This window comes from Saliphagus sp. GCM10025317, from assembly GCF_042663665.1.
Lineage (GTDB): Archaea > Halobacteriota > Halobacteria > Halobacteriales > Natrialbaceae > Natronosalvus.
Genome location: NZ_JBHTAQ010000001.1, coordinates 14,696 through 30,839 on the forward strand (window position 1 = coordinate 14,696; position 16,144 = coordinate 30,839).

Sequence of the window (16,144 nt, forward strand, 5' to 3'; positions counted from 1 at the left end):
TCGGGGGAAGGGATGTAGGAATTAGAGACGAGAAGTGAGAGACTCGAGAAACGAGAACTTAGAAACTCCGCTTGATCTTCTCGAAGAAGCCCTCGCTCACCTCGATTTCCTCACCGCCAGCCTCGGCGAACGCCTCGAGCGCCTCTCGCTGCTCGTCGTTGAGCGACTCCGGCGTGACGATCTGCACGCGGACGTAGAGGTCCCCCTGGCCGTACCGCCGCAGGCGCGGCATCCCCTTGCCCTCGAGGCGGAACGTCTCCCCGCTCTGGGTTCCCTTCGGCACCTCGAATTCAACTGATCCCTCGAGCGTCGGCACCTGCACGCTGTTGCCGAAGGTGGCCTGCGGGAACGAGATCGGCAACTGGTAGTGGAGGTCGTCGCCCTCGCGTTCGAACTCGGGGTGGTCGGCGATCGAGATGTCGATCAACAAGTCGCCGTGGGGCCCCCCGTTCGGACTCGGGGCGCCCTCGCCCTCCATCCGGAGGGTCTGGCCGTCGTCGATGCCCGCTGGAATTTCGACGGACAGCGAGGCCTCGTTGCGAACGTACCCCTCGCCGCGACAGTCGTCGCAGGTTTCGGAGTACAGCGTCCCCTCGCCCTCACACCGGGGACAGGTCGTCGTCTGCTGGACCCGGCCGAGCGGCGTCTGTTGGACCTGGGTTACCTGCCCGCGACCCTGACACTCCGGACAGGTCGACGCCTCGGCCTCGGGCGGATGGCCCTCGCCGTCGCAGGTCTCACACGCCTCGGGGCGCTCGACCGTGAACTGCTTTTGGACGCCCTCGAACGCCTGCTCGAGGTCGATCTCGAGGCCCGTTCGGAGGTCTCGGCCCTTGCGGGGCCGGTTGCGACCGCGGCCGCGGCCACCGCCGCCGAAAACCTGCTCGAAGATGTCGCCGAGGCCGCCGCCCATGCCACCCATACCGCCCATGCCGCCGAACGGATCGCCGCCCATGCCGCCTGGGCCACCACCGCCGGCATCGAACCCGTGTTTCTCAGCCTGTTCGTACCGATCGTGGCCCATCCGGTCGTAGGCCTGGCGCTTCTCCTCGTCGGTGAGCACCTTCTTCGCCTTCTGGATCTTTTTGAACTTCTCTTCGGCGTCCGGATCGTCGCTGACGTCCGGATGGTACTCCGTGGCCTTCTTCCGGTACGCCTTTTTGATTTCCTCGGCGGAGGCGTCCTGGCTCACGCCGAGCACGTCGTAGAAGTCCTCGCTCATTCGTTATCCACTGGTATACCGTTGAGACACTTGAAACGACCGTTCTGCGTTCACTGCTCGAGCGAGGATAGAGTCGTGAAAGCGAGACAGCGAAAATCAGCTGATCGCTGACGGTCGGTTCAGATTAGCTTTCTGCGTTCCTCCTCGCTTTCGTCGGTTTTGTCGACATCGTCAGAGGCAATCTGACGAAACGACGAAACCGCCTCAGTCTTCGTCCTCTTCGTCGACGTCTTCGAAGTCGGCATCGACGAACTCTTCGCCCTCGTCGTCGCCAGCCGCACCGCCGGGGCCGGGGTTCGGGCCGCCACCCATGCCCGCGCCGGCTCCAGCGGCGCCCGCACCGCCTGCGCCACCAGCGCCGCCGGCACCCGCCGCAGCCGCCTCCTGGTAGATCTGCTTGCCGATCTCCTGAAGCTCCGTGCTCAGGTCCTCGGTCGCCGATTCGATCGCCTCGGCGTCGGCGTCCGAATCGTCGATCGTCTCCTCGAGATCGTCGACCGCGGCCTCGATGCTCTCGCGGAGGTCGTCGTCGACGTCGTCGTTCTCCTCGAGGAGCGTTTCGGCTCGCTGGATCGTCGCCTCGGCCGTGTTTCGAGCCTCGATACGGTCGCGACGCTGCTTGTCCTCCTCGGCGTGTTCCTCGGCCTCGCGCTGCATGCGCTCGATCTCGGCGTCCGACAGTCCGGCACCGCCCTCGATGGTGATCTCCTCGCTGGTGCCGGTTCCCTTGTCCTCTGCGCTCACGTTGACGATGCCGTTCTCGTCGATGGAGAACGTGACCTCGATCTGGGGCGTTCCCGCGGGCGCGGGCGGAATACCGGTCAGGTGGAACTCGCCGAGCATCTCGTTCTTGTTCGCGAGTTCGCGCTCACCCTGGAAGACCGGACCTGGACGGACGTCTGGTTGTCCGCCGCGGTCGTGAAGATCTTCGACTCCTCGGTCGGAATCGTCGTGTTCTTCTCGATGAGGCGCTCGAAGAGGCCGCCCTTGACCTCGATTCCCAGGCTCAGGGGGGTGACGTCGAGCAGGACGATGTCGTCGACCTCGCCGCCCAGCACGCCACCCTGGATCGCTGCGCCCAGCGCGACGGCCTCGTCGGGGTTGACGTTCTTCTGGGGCGCCTCGCCGATCAACTCCTCGACCTGTTCGCTGACCTGAGGCATCCGAGTCGAACCGCCGACGAGAATGACCTCGTCGATGTCCTCTTTCTCGTATCCCGCGTCCTCGAGGGCCTGTTCGGTCGGTTCGACCGTGCGCTCGATCAGATCCGAGGTGAGCGATTCGAACTTCGCGCGTGTGAGGGACTTCTCGAGGTGGATGGGGCCGTCGTCGGTGGCCGTGATGAACGGCAGGTTGATCTCGGTCTCCTTGCGCGAGGAGAGTTCGATTTTGGCCTCCTCAGCGGCGTCCTTGAGCCGTTGGAGGGCCTGTCGGTCCTCGCGGAGGTCCATACCGTGTTCGTCCTCGAACTCCTCGGCCAGCCAGTCGATGATCGCGTGGTCCCAGTCGTCGCCACCGAGGTCGTTGTCCCCGTTGGTCGCGACGACCTCGTAGACGCCGCCACCCAGGTCGAGGATGGAGACGTCGAAGGTACCGCCACCGAGGTCGTAGACGAGAACCGTCTGGTCGGAGTCGTCGTCGAGACCGTAGGCCATCGACGCGGCCGTTGGCTCGTTGATGATGCGCTCGACGTCGAAACCGGCAATTTCGCCGGCGTCTTTGGTCGCCTGGCGCTGGGTGTCAGAGAAGTACGCCGGGACCGTAATGACGGCCTTCTCGACGTCGTCACCGAGGTACTCCTCGGCGTCGCGCTTGATCTTCTGGAGGATCATCGCCGAGATCTGCTGGGGCGTGTACTCCTCGCCCTCGATCTCCACGGTGTAGTCCTCCTCGCCCATGTGGCGCTTGATCGACGCGATGGTCTTCTCCGGGTTCTGGATCGCCTGGTTCTTCGCCGGTTTGCCGACGAGGCGCTCGTCGTCATCGGTGAACGCAACGACGGAGGGCGTCGTTCGGTCGCCCTCCGCGTTGACGATAATCTCCGGATCGCCGCCTTCCATCACCGCGAAGGCGCTGTTCGTCGTCCCGAGGTCGATTCCGAGAATCTTGTTACTCGCCATCTGGTCCCCATTTGTGCGCACTTTGGTTTAAAGGTTACTACACGACTCGAGGTGGCGAATATAATCCACGTTTAGCGGCGTGCTCGCCGGATTGCGGTGGCCTACGAGTGATAGACGGTCGGTGGGACGATGTCGACTCGTTCTCGAGAAGACGGTATTCCTATCGAAGTGATGGTACTCGTCGAACGACCGTTATCAAGGTCTGTAATGCGGATTAAACAGGTTCGTTCGCCTCGAGAGAACAACGTCGAGAACAGTCCGATCTTCGTAGAATTCCATTCAGGGGCATCGAGTATTTCGATGCTAATCGGACGCAGAGACGACTTACATTAGCTCAAGAGTTCTTTCATGTACGGCTTAATTAATAGCTATTCATTCACACACCGTTGAATATCACAACAAATGCCCAATTATTGGACGAGAAAGTTTATGTATCATTGGTAAAGTCCCCTGACTGTATGGCACGCGACACTCCGGTCGACTCGAGTAGCGATCAGCTACCTAAACGTAATCAACGCCAAACGACTGATGGAATCCTCCATCGGCGTTCGTATCTCAAACTCGCTGGCTCGGCCGTTGGCCTAGTCGCCGGGGCAGGAACGGCGGCGGCCGCCACTGACGCCGAAGCCGACGTCAACATCGTCGATGCTGGTGCGGATAATTCCGGGAACACGTCGATCAACGACGTTCTCGAGTCCGTTCATGAGAATGGTACGACGATTTACTTTCCACCAGGAGAGTATCGTCTCGATTCCTTCCGGAACGGGGCGGACAACTGGACGTGGGTTGGCGAGGACGCAACGTTCGTCGTTCCATCCCACGTCACCGAGGGGTACCTCCACCTGACGGGCAACGGCTGGACCATCGACGGCATCGACATCGACTTGTCCGCCGATGGCGCGGCCCCAGTCAACTTCCTTCACGGCGGCGACTGGACGTTCAGGAACGTCGAGTTCGTCGGGCGGATGAGCGACCCCTCGAGTCGCGCCAACTCGGCTCCTCTACATGGACGCCGAACGCAGCACCCAGGGGCTCGTTGAAAACGTCCGCGCGATGGACGGCTCTGCGGCCGTCGACGACTCGTCGAATCGCGGCGGACTACAAATCGTCGGCTCCGAGGGTGACCTGACGCTGCGAAACGTAGCGGTCTCGGGCTTCGCGAACAACTCGATGTACTTCCACAACATGCCCGGTCACCTGTTGATCGACAACTGCTACCTCGAGGACACGAACACGGGTATCAGAATCGGTGGGAACACGACGGTTCGAGATACCGTGTTCAACCAGTCGCAAGCCCCACCGGCACGATGGTCTGGTGCGAGCGCGGCGCGCGGTATCTGGATCAACTCGAATAGCTCGACTTCGGGTGACATCACCATCGAAGGCTGTGAGTTCGTGATGAGCGATCCGAGTGGTGCCCACGCGATTTATACGTCGAATTCCCACGAGGGAATCGAGATCCGCGATTGCGTGATTCGCCAGGATAGCAACTTTTACGCTGTTCAGCTCGCCGAGGGCGGCTCAGGACAGACAGTCATCGAGAACGTCTCAATCACCGGCGACTCCTCGAAGGCGGGCATCTACCTCAGCGGTCGGAGCGGTGCTCGACTGCGCAATCTTTGTCTTCAGAAAGCCGGAGACGGCATCCGCGTTCGGAACTCGAGCGACGTTCAGATCGAGAACTCGACGATCAACGTCACCGGAACGTCCATCAGTGGAAGCCCGGCCACGAGCGGCATCTCGAATAACGGGACGTGTCCGGTCCCGGACGGCGACGGGGCACCGGAGGAGACGAACGACGAAAATCCTGGGAACGACGACGAACAAGAAGAGACGACGGAACCCGACGGAACGCCGATCCGTCTCGAGGGCGAAGCTGAGTACCGAATCGCCGTCAGCGGTGACATCCAACCGGCACCCGAGATCGCCCAGTGGGTAACCGAGGGCGAACAGTACGGGGACAGCGAGGTCGACTGGTACCTCACCGGCTCGTGGACGGAGTGGTACTTCACCGGCGAGATCGAGGCGTTCGAACTCGAGAACGTCGAGGAGCTCACCGTCTACCTCGACGGAGAGGAGGTGAACCCGGACGATCTCGGGGCGTCCAACGACACCGGATCGGCGGAGAAGACTATTCGACTCGAGGGCGAGTGCGACTACCGGATCACTGTCAGCGGTGACATCCGTCCGGACGAGTCGATCGCCCATTACGTGACTGAAGGCGAGCAGTATGGCGACGGCGAGGTCGACTGGTACCTTACCGGCTCGTGGACGGAATGGCACTACACGGGCGAGATCGAGACCTTCGAAGTCGACTCGACGGACGACCTCTGCGTGTACGTCAACGGCATCAGAGTCAACACGAACCGGTTGTAGTCATCGATAATCGCGGTCATTTCTCGTTTTCTCCAGTTAAACTCTCCCGAGGTCGAATTCTCCCGGTTCCTCGAGAGAACCAGAAACGGTGTACCGACGGTAGGATCCGGATACCGGCAGTAAAACCGCTTTAGCCCTCGAACGTCACTGACGGCCTCAGTGGGTTCACCTAGTACTGACACTACGGCAGGCTGTAAGTTCAGATATCGGGATAGTCTTTCGGTATTCTGGTGCCTGCAGTGACGGTTTCGCCGTCGTAGCCAGGAATCGAGAGGTGGTTGCCGTTTCGTTCGATCGTGAAGTGCAGGTGAGGACCGGTCGAATTACCGGTGTCGCCCATGCCACCAATCTTCTGACCACGCGCGACGCTCTCTCCTTGCACCACGTCGAAGCTGTTCAAGTGGCAGTACATCGTCTGGTAGCCATTTCCGTGCCCCAGTTTGAGGTAATAGCCACAGCCATCCGCCTGGTAACTTCGGACGTCCACGACGCCGCTGTGGGCCGCGTAAATCGGTTCGCCGATGTTGCCGTTAGCGCCGAAATCCACTGCGTAGTGACCAGGACGAGCGCCGTACGGAGACGTAATGTATCCGGTAATCGGCCAGTCGAAGTCCGATTCCGAACCACCGCCGGAGGTGGACTGGAGGTACCGTTCGACCGACCAGCCCCACACGTTCCGGTCGAGCCAGTGGACTCCCCACCACCGGTAGCCGTCCTTGTCGATCGGTCCGTTCATAATCTCGCCGACCTCGCCGTTGTTCAGTGTGGCGACGATTGGTGAGTCGGTGCCGGGTTGTTCCCGAGTGTTCAGTGCGCTCGCGGTAACTTCGACGCGCTCGCCGTCGCTAAACGCGCTCGCCGAACCGCTCAGGGCCGCGGTTCCGGTGATTCCGGTCGCGGCAATTCCGATCGATTTGACGACTGAACGCCTGCTGAATTTTCGCGACATAGCCAGACACAAAATATAGTCGTGCATGTTTAATAGTTACTGTTTTTGACACCTCTATTATATAAATTTCTAATTAATAGACATTCAACTATTGATAGATTCGCGCTGTGTCTTCAGTGATACTGTGAAAACACGTCGCACCTCGAGGATTTCATCAGGCCCGAATTTCCTCTGTGGCTCAGAACGTCTCTCTTCCGCAGGGTAGCGCTTGAATCGGAGTCCGATACGCTGCGCAGAAAGCGGTCCGGGCACGATTTGAACACACGGTCGTTCCGCTTCGCTTCACTCCCTGCGTTCAAATCCCGCCGGATCCAGTACCTGTCGCTCACGGGTTTGTTCGCGACAGGATAGCGGGCCGGGCGCGATTTGAACACGCGACCGTCTGATTAAGAGTCAGACGCTCTGCCTAACTGAGCTACCGGCCCTGTACATTCGAGTTTTTGCCCGCCGCTCAAATAGGTTTCCTTTAGGAAGCAATGTGGCACGCACGGACACGCCATCGGCCGGACAGTGCAACGACAACCGTAACCGTCTTCGGGAACGTTAAGTACAGTCGGTTCAACCGGACTGTCACATGAGTACGGGGGTTACAATTTCGTCGATTTCGGACTACGCGATCCTCGGGTGCGGGAGCGTCGGCTACGCCGTCGCCGAGGAACTCGCCGAGCAGGGAAAAGACGTCCTGATCATCGACCGCGACGAAAACCGCGTCGAGTCCCTCCGTGACCAGGACCTCGACGCCAGAACCGCCGACATTCGCGAGGTCGAGGCTGCCAACCTCGTCGCCGACCGCTCGGTCGTCCTCATCCTCGCCTCCGACGTCGAGGCCAACAAACAGGCCGTCGAGCACATTCGCAACGTCAACGGCGACCAGTTCATCGTCGCGCGCGCGAGTGATCCCGTCTCCGGCGACGAACTCGCCGACCTCGGGGCCGACATCGTCATCAACCCCTCGACAGTTATCGCCGACTCCGCGCTGCGGGCCCTCGAGTCCGGCGAACTCGAGCACAACGCCGCGACCCTCGCGGGCCTGCTCGAGGAGACGACGGGACGGCTGGCGATCCTCACCCAGCCCAGTCCCGACCCCGATTCGATCGCCAGCGGAGCGGCGTTGCAGGCGATCGCGGCCCACCTCGGCATCGAATCCGACATCATCTATCTCGGAGATATCGGCCACCAGGAGAACCGGGCGTTCGTCAACTTACTCGGCATCGACCTTCTGCAGTGGGACGACGTCGAGGACCAGTCGGTCTACGACACCGTCGCGCTCGTCGACCACACGAGCACCGAGGACCTCACGCTCGAGGTCGACGTGCTAATCGACCACGCCGAGCCCGAGGAGGGTCTCGAGCCCTTCTTTACCGACATTCGACCCAACATGTCCTCGACCTCGACGATCATGACGAAGTACATCCAGGAGTTCGACATGAACGTCTCCGAGGAAGTGGCGACGGCGCTGCTCTACGGCATCCGCGCCGAAACCCTCGACTTCAAGCGCGACACGACGCCGGCCGATCTGACTGCTGCCGCATACCTCTATCCCTTCGCGAACCACGACACGCTCGAGCAAGTCGAGTCGCCCTCGATGTCGCCCGAGACGCTCGACGTGCTGGCCGAGGCCATCGCGAATCGGGACGTCCAGGGGAGCCACCTCGTCTCGAACGCTGGCTTCGTCCGCGACCGGGAGGCGCTGATGCAGGCCGCGAGCCACCTCCTGAACCTGGAAGGCGTGACGACGACGGCCGTCTTCGGGGTGGCGGAGGAGACCATCTTCCTCGCCGCTCGCTCGAAGGACATCCGAATGAACATCGGGAGCGTGCTGGCCGACGCCTACGGCGAGATTGGCGAGACGGCGGGCCACTCGACGCAAGCCAGCGCGGAGATTCCCCTCGGGATCTTCACGGGAATCGAAATCTCCGACGACACGCGCGAGACGCTCCTGACGCTGACCGAGGAGGCCGTGAAGCGAACACTGTTCGACGCGATGGGCGTCGAGGGCGAAGGTAACGGGAGCTAGGACGGCCCGTTCTCGTCGGGAGAGATAGAAGCGAGTTTGTGAACCGCGTCCGTGTCCGTATCCGTATCCGCGTACCGCCAGCCTACGCGACCAGTTCGTCTTCTTCCTCGTCCGGTTCCTTGACGCGTTCGACGACGTCGGTCACGAGGATGATGTCGCCGACGGATCGTACCCACCGGTACGGCAGAATGACGCCGCGAGCGGTGGTGACTTCGTCGCCGAAGAGTTCGTAGTTGAGTCCCCCCCAGTGCCAGTCCGGTGACGGCTTCGCCGCCGACGTTCAGTCGCAGGTCCTCGACTTCGCCGACGAAGACGCCGTTGTTCGAGTAGACCTCGCGTCCGACGAGCGAGGTAATCTCCTGTGGAGTGTCGTCCATGTATCCACCCATGCACGGCGGACTCTTAATTCTTAGTCAGACAGTCCGGCGTTCGAGTGGGTGTTCGTCGGTCACTCGATCACTCGAGCTCCCGAGTTCGCGCGGCCGGTCGAGGATGACCCGGCAGCCGTTCCCGAACGATTTTGTCGGCGGCCACGAACGAGTGCCCATGAACGACGTTTTCGAGCGGGTTCGTCCCGTCGCCAGAACCTACTTCGACGACGCGGTGACGCCGGGCCCACGACTGGCACCACGTCAGGCGCGTCGAAACGAATGCGCGCCGCCTCGCTGCCGAACGGACGGACGTCGACCAGGACGTACTGCTGTTGGCTGCGGTTCTCCACGACATCGGCCGACCGAAGGAAGATGCGGGCGCCATCGACGACCACGCCGAGTGGGGCGCCCGCGAGGCCCGGACGATTCTCGAGTCGGTCGACCACCCTCCAGAGTCGATCGACGCCGTCGCTCACTGCATCCGCGCGCACCGCTTCTCGAACGACGTCGACCCCCGGACGGCCGAGGCACGCCTCCTCTCGGACGCCGACAACCTGGACGCGCTCGGAGCCATCGGCCTCGCGCGCACGTTCTCCTACGGGGGCGAACTCGGAACGACGATTTACGATCCCGGCCTCCCGCCGGCCAAGGACGACACGCGCGCCGGCGCGACCAGCGTCAATCACGTTCACAAGAAGTTGCTTCGATTACCCGAGCGAATGTACACGCCAGAGGGGCGGGCCGTCGCCGAGGAGCGCGCTCAGGTCGTCGAATCGTTCCTCGAAACGCTCGAGCGCGAGGTGAGCGGCGAGGACGAGGTGAGTGGTGAGCCGAGCAACCACGACTCGAGCAGCGAGCCACTGGCGCAAGACTCGAGCGAGGAGCAAGGGGACGGAGCGTGAGTCGATGACCGTCCACGACCTCTCGTACCCACTCGAGACCGGCATGCCCGTCTACCCCGGTTCGCCGCCGGTCGCGGTCGAACCCGCGACGACCGTCGCGGACGACGGCTACGCGACCACGGACCTCTCGTTCGATTCTCACACGGGGACGCACGTTGACGCGCCCGCACACATGCGGGCGGACGGCACGACGCTCGATCACTTCGACGTGGAACGGTTCCGATTTCGGGCCGTTCTCGCGGATTGCCGCCCGCTCGAGCCTCGAGAACCGATCGGGGCGGGCGACCTCGAGCGGACGGTGGCTGAAAGTATGAACGTAGACGGAGACCCCGACCTCCTCATCTGCCGAACTGGCTGGGAAACCCACTGGGGAATCGATCGAGCGTTCGACCATCCCTACCTGACCGCGTCGGCCGCCGACTGGCTAGTCGAGCGCAAACTCGACCTCGGCATCGACGCGATGAACGTCGACCCGACGCCAGGAAGCGACCCCGCCCCGGACGAACCGGACGGCTACCCATTCCACCGTACAATGTTCGCCGACGACCGGGTTCTCCTCGAGAACCTTCGGGGGCTCGAGGCGCTCCCCACCGGCGAGGCGTTCACCGTCCACGCGTACCCGCTCGCGGTCGCGAACGCCGACGGCGCCCCCGTTCGGGCGGTCGCCGTGCTCGAGTAAGACGGGAGAAAGCGAGATGGGCGAGGGTGAGATAATTGAGAGCGAGACGACCGAGAGCGAGCCGTCGTCTCAGAACGCTTTTCCCCCGATCGGTCCTTGCTCGAGGTGATGGCAGATCCCGCCCAGTTCCTGGTCGCCCTCGTCGGCGCCGTTCTCGTCGCCGTCGCCACCATCGTCGTCTACCGGGACGCCGACCGCCTCGAGTTCGAGCGCCCGTGGCTGTGGGCCGCCGTCGTCGCCGCCCCGATGCTCCTCGCGCTGTCGCTCCACATCGTGATCGGGACCGTCCCGATCCCAGGCCTGCTCGTGCTCGTGGTCGCGGGGCTCGCCTTCTACGCGTTCGAACGCGACGACGCGGTCCACGGCGACGATACTGCCGATCCACACGTCCTCCCTGGCGGGTCCGATGCAGGTGATGGGACTCCACCAGGCGAATCCGATGCGGAGACCGGCGAAGGCGAAGGCGATCGGTGACCGACGATTCAGATACCGGCGAACGCGACGACGATCGGTAACCTGATGTCAGAACGACCGAAATCCCGCCACACCTTTTGCCGGCCAGCACGTACGGCGTCCATGGAACGAGCGACCCTCGGCGGCGGCTGTTTCTGGTGTATCGAGGCGGCGTACAAGGAACTCGAAGGCATCGCGTCGGTCACGTCGGGCTATGCGGGCGGCCACGTCGAGGACCCGAGCTACGAGGCCGTCTGCAGGGGCGAGACCGGCCACGCGGAAGTCGTCCAGCTCGAGTACGACCCCGACGTGATCGGGTACGACGAGATACTCGAGGTCTTCTTCACCGTCCACGATCCGACACAGGTGAACCGACAGGGACCGGACGTCGGCACCCAGTACCGATCGGCAATCTTCACCCACGACGACGAGCAACGCGAACTCGCGACGGCGTTTATCGAGGAACTCGAGGCGGAGGGCGTCTACGACGACGAAATCGCGACCGAGATCGAACAGCTCGAGGCGTTCTACGAGGCCGAGGCGTACCACCAGGATTACTTCGAGAAGAATCCCACGGATGCCTACTGTCGGATGCACGCCGCGCCCAAAATCGACAAGGTTCGCGAGAAATTCACCGAGCGTGTAGCCGAATCGACGCAGTAGGAGTGGCAGACGGAACCGTTTCGAACCTGGCAACTCCCGAGAGTTATTACTCCCTCGCCACGAACCACGAGACGAACTGATGCATGGACGAGTTACTTGCAGCACGAAACGCCCTCCTCGAAGCCCTCCTCGAAACGCCACGGACGAAACCCGAACTCGTCGACGAGCTGTCCACGTCCCGGTCGACGATCGACCGCGGGATCGCGTCGTTGCTCGAGACCGGGTGTATCGAACGACGCGACTCGGCGTACCTCGCGACCGAGACTGGCCGACTCGCCTGTCGCGCTCGACGAGACTATCTCGCCGACCTGGAGCAGATCGAACGGGCCGAACCGATCCTGACGGAACTCCCCCTCGAGTCGATCGACCTATTGTTCCTTCGCGAGGCATCGATCGACGTGCCGAGTCCGCAGGCGCCGTGGACGGCCCTCGAGACGAGCATGCGTCACATCCGTGATGCGTCGGCGGTGTACGGTACGGCCCCAGTGGTCTTCGACCTCTACTTCGACGAGTTCCTGGAATCGATTGAGAACGGCGGGTTACGCGCGGAATTGATCCTCGACCGGAACCTGTTTTCCTCGCTCGAGGACGACCAGCACGACCGGCTTCGGGAGATTATCGAAGCGGACTGCGGTCGGCTGTACACGACTGCGCTCGAGACGTCGTACGCTATCTGGATCGCCGAAGGGGAGACCGTCGTCGCCGGACTAACGGTGTACTCCGAAAACGGGCTCGCGGGCGTCCTCCGAACCGACGACCCCGAGAGCGTCGACTGGGTTCGCGAACAGTACCGCGAACGCCGAGCCGAGTCCGAACTCGTCTGGAACCCCGACTGAGGTCGGTCGACGCGGGGAGACAGCGTTCGATGGCACAAACGGTTAGGTCGTGACGGCCCGAGATGACCCATGGACGGACCAGAGGTAAACGGCGGCGAGCGTGAGGGCGACAGCAATGGTGAGAGTCAGGGCGACAGCGATGGCGGGCCGGAAGCCGGGACCGACGTCGACAACGCACTGGAGGCAAGGGCTGACATCGAGAACGAGTCCGACGTCTTCGAGAACACCCCTGGTGGCGGAACCACGCCCACCGCTCGACCGATCACGCCCGATGCCCCCTCGGAGTTCGGCCTGGTGCAGGTGTGGTGGGGCGACGGCAAGGGAAAGACCACGGCCGCGATGGGACTGGGGCTGCGGGCCGCGGGAAACGGCTTTCGGGTCCACATGCTCCAGTTCATGAAAGGCGGCGCCTCGAGCGTCGAGGCCGTTCGCGGCGAGTACAACGCCATCGAGTCGCTTCCCGGGTTCAGCTACGAGAACCTCGGCCACTACGGCTGGCACGGGATGGCCGACGGCAGCGACGACGTCGACCACGAGCGCGAGGCCAGATCCGGACTCGAGCGTGCTCGCGACCTGGTGGCGGCGGCGAACGAAGCCGACCTGACGACGCCGTTTCCGCTCGACTCCGATCCCGACGACGGCGTCCACATGCTCGTTCTCGACGAGATTCTCTACGCGGTCGAGAGCGAGCTCATCGAGCCCGAATCCGTGGTCGAACTTCTCGAAACTAAACCGGACTCGCTCGAGGTCGTGCTTACGGGCGGACACACCGAACCGGCGTACCTCCTCGAGCACGCCGACCTCGTGACGGAGGTCGCCAAGCGTCGTCATCCCTTCGACGACGGCCAGCGGGCGCGGCGCGGGACGGAGTACTGACGCTGGACTGTGTGCTGACTGTCCGAAAACGACCCGTCGTGCTGTCACTCCTCGACAAAACGGACAGTACAGTTATGGGGAACGCCCGATGAATCCTCCACAGCAATGGTCGCGCTCCGCGTCACCGGACTCGAGAAGTCGTTCGGGTCGGTGACCGCACTCTCGGAAATGAGTTTCGCCGTCGAGTCGGGCGAACTCTTCGGCTTTCTCGGCCCTAACGGCGCCGGCAAGACGACGACGATCGGCATCCTCACGGGCCGACTCGCGCCCGACGCGGGCGAGGTGTCCGTCCTGGGGACCGATCCCACGAGCGAGCCGGTCGAGACGCGCCGACGCGTCGGAATCCTCCCCGAGCAACAGTCGCCGCCGAGCTTCCTGACGCCGCGCGAGTACTTCGAGTTCGTGGGCTCGATCCGCGGACTCGAGCCCGACACCGTTTCCGCCCGCGTCGACACCTGGGCCGACCGCCTCGGCTTCGCGAGCAAACTCGAGACGCTGCACACCGACCTCTCGCGAGGCCAGCAACAGAAGGTCATGATCACGCAGGCGTTCCTCCACGAACCCGACCTCGTCTTCATCGACGAACCGCTCGTCAACCTCGACCCACTCGTCCAGGAGCGGGTGAAAGCGTTCCTGCTCGAGTACGTCGACCGCGGACACACGATTTTCGTGTCGACGCACAACGTCGACGTCGCAGAGGCCATCTGCACCCGCGTCGGGTTCGTTGCCGACGGGACCTGCCGGATCGTCGAGACGACCCCCGACGGTGGCGGACTTCGCGAGCAATTCCTCGCGTACGTCGAGACGACCGATTCCGAGGACGTACCGACGCTCGAGGGTGAGGACTCGACCCCGGCGCCGCGACAGTAGCCCCGCTGACCCACGAACCCACGTACTACCGTACTCACGAACTACCGATCCCATGTCCACGTCCCACGATTGGCTCGTCTTCCGCGCGCTCGCCCTCGAGGAGTGGCGACTCCACGCCCGACTGTTCGGCGGCCGACGGTTCTACGCCTTTCCGCTCGTCGTCGCGACTCTCGTCGTCGCTGGCGGGTTCGCCCTGCGCGAGACGGGCTACGCGACCGATTCGATTCTGGCCGGCGTCCACGTCGCCGCCCTCGCGTTCGGCCTCTACAGCGGCACCGCCGCCTTCGCCGGCTCGGACATGCTCGAGAACGTCTTCGGCGACCTCTCCTTGCTCCTCTCGAGTGCGGACACCCTGCCGCTGTCCCGACGACGGTTGCTCGCACACTTCCTGCTGAAGGACGCCCTCTTCTACGGGGTGACGATGATTCTGCCGCTCTCGCTGGTGGTCGTACCGCTCGAGGGGCTCTCGGTTTCGACGCCAGGGAACGTCATCGGGCTCTGGCTCTCGCTGTGGCTCGTCTTCGCTGCCGGAATGACGGCGACGCTCGCCCTCATCGCTCTCCGAACCCGAGGACTCTCGACCCGGGGCGGACTGCTCGGCGTCCTCGCAGTCGGCGGCGCGTGGTTGGTCGCGGGCCGCCCGCGCCCCTCCGTCTCCGTGACCGACCTCGTCCTGACCGGGGTGCCGCTCTGGCTGACTGCCTCCCTCGTCGCCGTGCTCGTCGTGACCGCCGCACTCTCCGTGCGAGTCTACGATCCCGCGTACGCGCGCCCGACGCGGACGTACCGCCAGCGCTTTCGGAGCCTCGAGTCGTTGCCCGGAAGCGACCCCCTCGTCGCGAAGACGCTGCTGGACCTGGCGCGCTCGAGCGGCGGCATCTGGAAGCCGCTCGTGTCGGTGGGAATCCTCCTCGGCCTCGTCGTCGTGCTCGTCGGGGTCGTTCGAGACGGTGTCGGGATCGAACCCGCGCTCGGCCCGTTCTTCGGGAGCGTGCTCGGCCTGTCGGCCTTCACGACCTACAACTGGCTGACCCAGTTCGACGCGGTCGAGTCCTACGCGGCCTACCCCGTCTCGGTTACGGCTGTCTTTCGGGCGAAGCGAGTCGCCTTCTACCTCGTCGGCCTCCCGACCATGACGCTCGCCTACCTCGTTGCACTCGCCTGGGCTCGACCGCCGCTTCTCGACGCTGCCGTCGGGTTCGTGCTCCTCGTCGGCCTTGCGCTGTACTACTACGGATTGACCGCCTTCGTCGCCGGCTTCGACCCCAACGAGTTCCTCTTCGACGCGGTCCGGTTCGGCGCGTTCACCCTCGGCGTCGCCATCGCCCTGGTGCCGACGCTCGTCGTCGGCTTCGTCGCCGTGCCACTTACTACCGCCGTCGCGGCCGTACTGACTGCGATCGGCTGTATCGCCGGGGCGCTCGGGTGGTGGCTCGCCGTCCGTTCGGAACCGCGGTGGACGCGTCGGTACCGCCGCGGGTGACGATGACCCAAACCGACGGAGCAAAGACCGTCGAATCGAAAGGACCGTCGAATGCCCGCTCGCGTCCTCCAGTACTCCGACGTCGAAAACGCCTGCGACGAGCCCGCACGGATCGGACGGCTCGCAGCCGCCCTCCAGCGGTACCGGGACGAGGACACGGTGGTCGTTGGCACCGGTGACAACACGGCACCCGGCGTGTTGCCGCTCGTGATGGAGGAGACAGGCCCTGGAATTTTACGACGCCGTTGACCCCGACCTCGAGACCTTCGGCAACCACGACTTCGATTTCGGCGTCGATGCGACTCGCGAAATAGTCCGCCACTCCCC

Annotated in this window: 14 protein-coding genes, 1 tRNA gene and 2 pseudogenes; 12 read left to right on the forward strand and 5 right to left on the reverse strand. The window is 63.5% G+C overall.

What is annotated here, in order from left to right; all coding sequences use genetic code 11:
• Positions 1 to 58: 58 nt before the first annotated feature.
• Positions 59 to 1,222 carry a molecular chaperone DnaJ gene (gene dnaJ / locus ACFQS4_RS00105; protein WP_497902065.1) on the reverse strand — a complete coding sequence of 388 codons (1,164 nt, stop codon included), beginning with the start codon at positions 1,220 to 1,222 and terminating at the stop codon, positions 59 to 61.
• Positions 1,223 to 1,426: 204 nt separating this feature from the next.
• A pseudogene (gene dnaK / locus ACFQS4_RS00110) lies at positions 1,427 to 3,342 on the reverse strand (molecular chaperone DnaK).
• Between the two features lie 458 nt (positions 3,343 to 3,800).
• Here dnaK and ACFQS4_RS00115 point away from each other — a divergent pair.
• Both ACFQS4_RS00115 and ACFQS4_RS00120 read left to right on the forward strand, forming a co-directional pair.
• On the forward strand, positions 3,801 to 4,382 hold the full coding sequence (locus ACFQS4_RS00115) for a hypothetical protein (RefSeq protein ID WP_500191518.1): 582 nt from the start codon (positions 3,801 to 3,803) through the stop codon (positions 4,380 to 4,382).
• Positions 4,348 to 5,718 carry a right-handed parallel beta-helix repeat-containing protein gene (locus ACFQS4_RS00120; protein WP_500191520.1) on the forward strand — a complete coding sequence of 457 codons (1,371 nt, stop codon included), beginning with the start codon at positions 4,348 to 4,350 and terminating at the stop codon, positions 5,716 to 5,718. The genes ACFQS4_RS00115 and ACFQS4_RS00120 overlap by 35 nt, the downstream gene beginning before the upstream one ends.
• A 199-nt stretch (positions 5,719 to 5,917) precedes the next feature.
• Here the strand turns inward: ACFQS4_RS00120 and ACFQS4_RS00125 are convergent, their stop codons facing one another.
• Complete coding sequence (locus ACFQS4_RS00125) at positions 5,918 to 6,667, reverse strand: peptidoglycan DD-metalloendopeptidase family protein (protein WP_497902068.1); 750 nt, start codon at positions 6,665 to 6,667, stop codon at positions 5,918 to 5,920.
• Between the two features lie 351 nt (positions 6,668 to 7,018).
• Positions 7,019 to 7,092: transfer RNA gene (locus ACFQS4_RS00130), tRNA-Lys, on the reverse strand.
• Between the two features lie 149 nt (positions 7,093 to 7,241).
• On the opposite strand from ACFQS4_RS00130, the gene ACFQS4_RS00135 reads away from it, so the two are divergent.
• A complete protein-coding gene (locus ACFQS4_RS00135) occupies positions 7,242 to 8,684 on the forward strand; it encodes a DHH family phosphoesterase (RefSeq protein WP_254157074.1) in 1,443 nt (480 codons plus the stop codon).
• Here ACFQS4_RS00135 and ACFQS4_RS00140 read toward each other — a convergent pair.
• The gene (locus tag ACFQS4_RS00140; RefSeq protein WP_500191523.1) at positions 8,681 to 9,073 is read right to left on the reverse strand and encodes a PRC-barrel domain-containing protein; all 393 of its coding nucleotides are present in this window, start codon (positions 9,071 to 9,073) and stop codon (positions 8,681 to 8,683) included. The genes ACFQS4_RS00135 and ACFQS4_RS00140 overlap by 4 nt on opposite strands.
• Positions 9,074 to 9,230: 157 nt before the next feature.
• Between ACFQS4_RS00140 and ACFQS4_RS00145 the strand changes: the two are divergent.
• The 9 genes and pseudogenes from ACFQS4_RS00145 to ACFQS4_RS00185 all read left to right on the forward strand — a co-directional run.
• Positions 9,231 to 9,867: pseudogene (locus ACFQS4_RS00145) on the forward strand (HD domain-containing protein); the annotation flags it as partial.
• A 13-nt stretch (positions 9,868 to 9,880) separates the two neighbouring features.
• Complete coding sequence (locus ACFQS4_RS00150) at positions 9,881 to 10,636, forward strand: cyclase family protein (protein ID WP_500191526.1); 756 nt, start codon at positions 9,881 to 9,883, stop codon at positions 10,634 to 10,636.
• A 108-nt stretch (positions 10,637 to 10,744) separates the two neighbouring features.
• The gene (locus ACFQS4_RS00155) at positions 10,745 to 11,110 is read left to right on the forward strand and encodes a hypothetical protein (RefSeq protein ID WP_497902072.1); all 366 of its coding nucleotides are present in this window, start codon (positions 10,745 to 10,747) and stop codon (positions 11,108 to 11,110) included.
• Between the two features lie 102 nt (positions 11,111 to 11,212).
• On the forward strand, positions 11,213 to 11,752 hold the full coding sequence (gene msrA / locus ACFQS4_RS00160) for a peptide-methionine (S)-S-oxide reductase MsrA (protein WP_497902073.1): 540 nt from the start codon (positions 11,213 to 11,215) through the stop codon (positions 11,750 to 11,752).
• A gap of 83 nt (positions 11,753 to 11,835) precedes the next feature.
• Positions 11,836 to 12,588 carry a helix-turn-helix transcriptional regulator gene (locus tag ACFQS4_RS00165; protein WP_497902074.1) on the forward strand — a complete coding sequence of 251 codons (753 nt, stop codon included), beginning with the start codon at positions 11,836 to 11,838 and terminating at the stop codon, positions 12,586 to 12,588.
• Between the two features lie 69 nt (positions 12,589 to 12,657).
• Entirely contained in the window at positions 12,658 to 13,464 is an 807-nt protein-coding gene (locus tag ACFQS4_RS00170; protein WP_500191532.1) for a cob(I)yrinic acid a,c-diamide adenosyltransferase, read from the forward strand.
• A gap of 105 nt (positions 13,465 to 13,569) precedes the next feature.
• On the forward strand, positions 13,570 to 14,334 hold the full coding sequence (locus ACFQS4_RS00175) for an ABC transporter ATP-binding protein (RefSeq protein WP_497902075.1): 765 nt from the start codon (positions 13,570 to 13,572) through the stop codon (positions 14,332 to 14,334).
• 52 nt (positions 14,335 to 14,386) lie between these two features.
• Entirely contained in the window at positions 14,387 to 15,817 is a 1,431-nt protein-coding gene (locus tag ACFQS4_RS00180; protein WP_497902076.1) for a hypothetical protein, read from the forward strand.
• 51 nt (positions 15,818 to 15,868) lie between these two features.
• Entirely contained in the window at positions 15,869 to 16,066 is a 198-nt protein-coding gene (locus ACFQS4_RS00185) for a hypothetical protein (protein WP_500191535.1), read from the forward strand.
• The last annotated feature ends 78 nt before the right edge of the window (positions 16,067 to 16,144 follow it).

Bases quoted from the DNA above. Each gene is read 5' to 3' on its own strand.
- ACFQS4_RS00185 (WP_500191535.1), top strand. From the start codon at position 15,869: ATGCCCGCTCGCGTCCTCCAGTACTCCGACGTCGAAAACGCCTGCGAC.
- ACFQS4_RS00155 (WP_497902072.1), top strand. From the start codon at position 10,745: ATGGCAGATCCCGCCCAGTTCCTGGTCGCCCTCGTCGGCGCCGTTCTC.
- ACFQS4_RS00135 (WP_254157074.1), top strand. From the start codon at position 7,242: ATGAGTACGGGGGTTACAATTTCGTCGATTTCGGACTACGCGATCCTC.
- ACFQS4_RS00165 (WP_497902074.1), top strand. From the start codon at position 11,836: ATGGACGAGTTACTTGCAGCACGAAACGCCCTCCTCGAAGCCCTCCTC.
- ACFQS4_RS00170 (WP_500191532.1), top strand. From the start codon at position 12,658: ATGGACGGACCAGAGGTAAACGGCGGCGAGCGTGAGGGCGACAGCAAT.
- ACFQS4_RS00120 (WP_500191520.1), top strand. From the start codon at position 4,348: ATGGACGCCGAACGCAGCACCCAGGGGCTCGTTGAAAACGTCCGCGCG.
- ACFQS4_RS00140 (WP_500191523.1), bottom strand. From the start codon at position 9,073: ATGGGTGGATACATGGACGACACTCCACAGGAGATTACCTCGCTCGTC.
- ACFQS4_RS00175 (WP_497902075.1), top strand. From the start codon at position 13,570: ATGGTCGCGCTCCGCGTCACCGGACTCGAGAAGTCGTTCGGGTCGGTG.
- ACFQS4_RS00115 (WP_500191518.1), top strand. From the start codon at position 3,801: ATGGCACGCGACACTCCGGTCGACTCGAGTAGCGATCAGCTACCTAAA.
- ACFQS4_RS00125 (WP_497902068.1), bottom strand. From the start codon at position 6,667: ATGTCGCGAAAATTCAGCAGGCGTTCAGTCGTCAAATCGATCGGAATT.
- dnaJ (WP_497902065.1), bottom strand. From the start codon at position 1,222: ATGAGCGAGGACTTCTACGACGTGCTCGGCGTGAGCCAGGACGCCTCC.
- ACFQS4_RS00180 (WP_497902076.1), top strand. From the start codon at position 14,387: ATGTCCACGTCCCACGATTGGCTCGTCTTCCGCGCGCTCGCCCTCGAG.
- msrA (WP_497902073.1), top strand. From the start codon at position 11,213: ATGGAACGAGCGACCCTCGGCGGCGGCTGTTTCTGGTGTATCGAGGCG.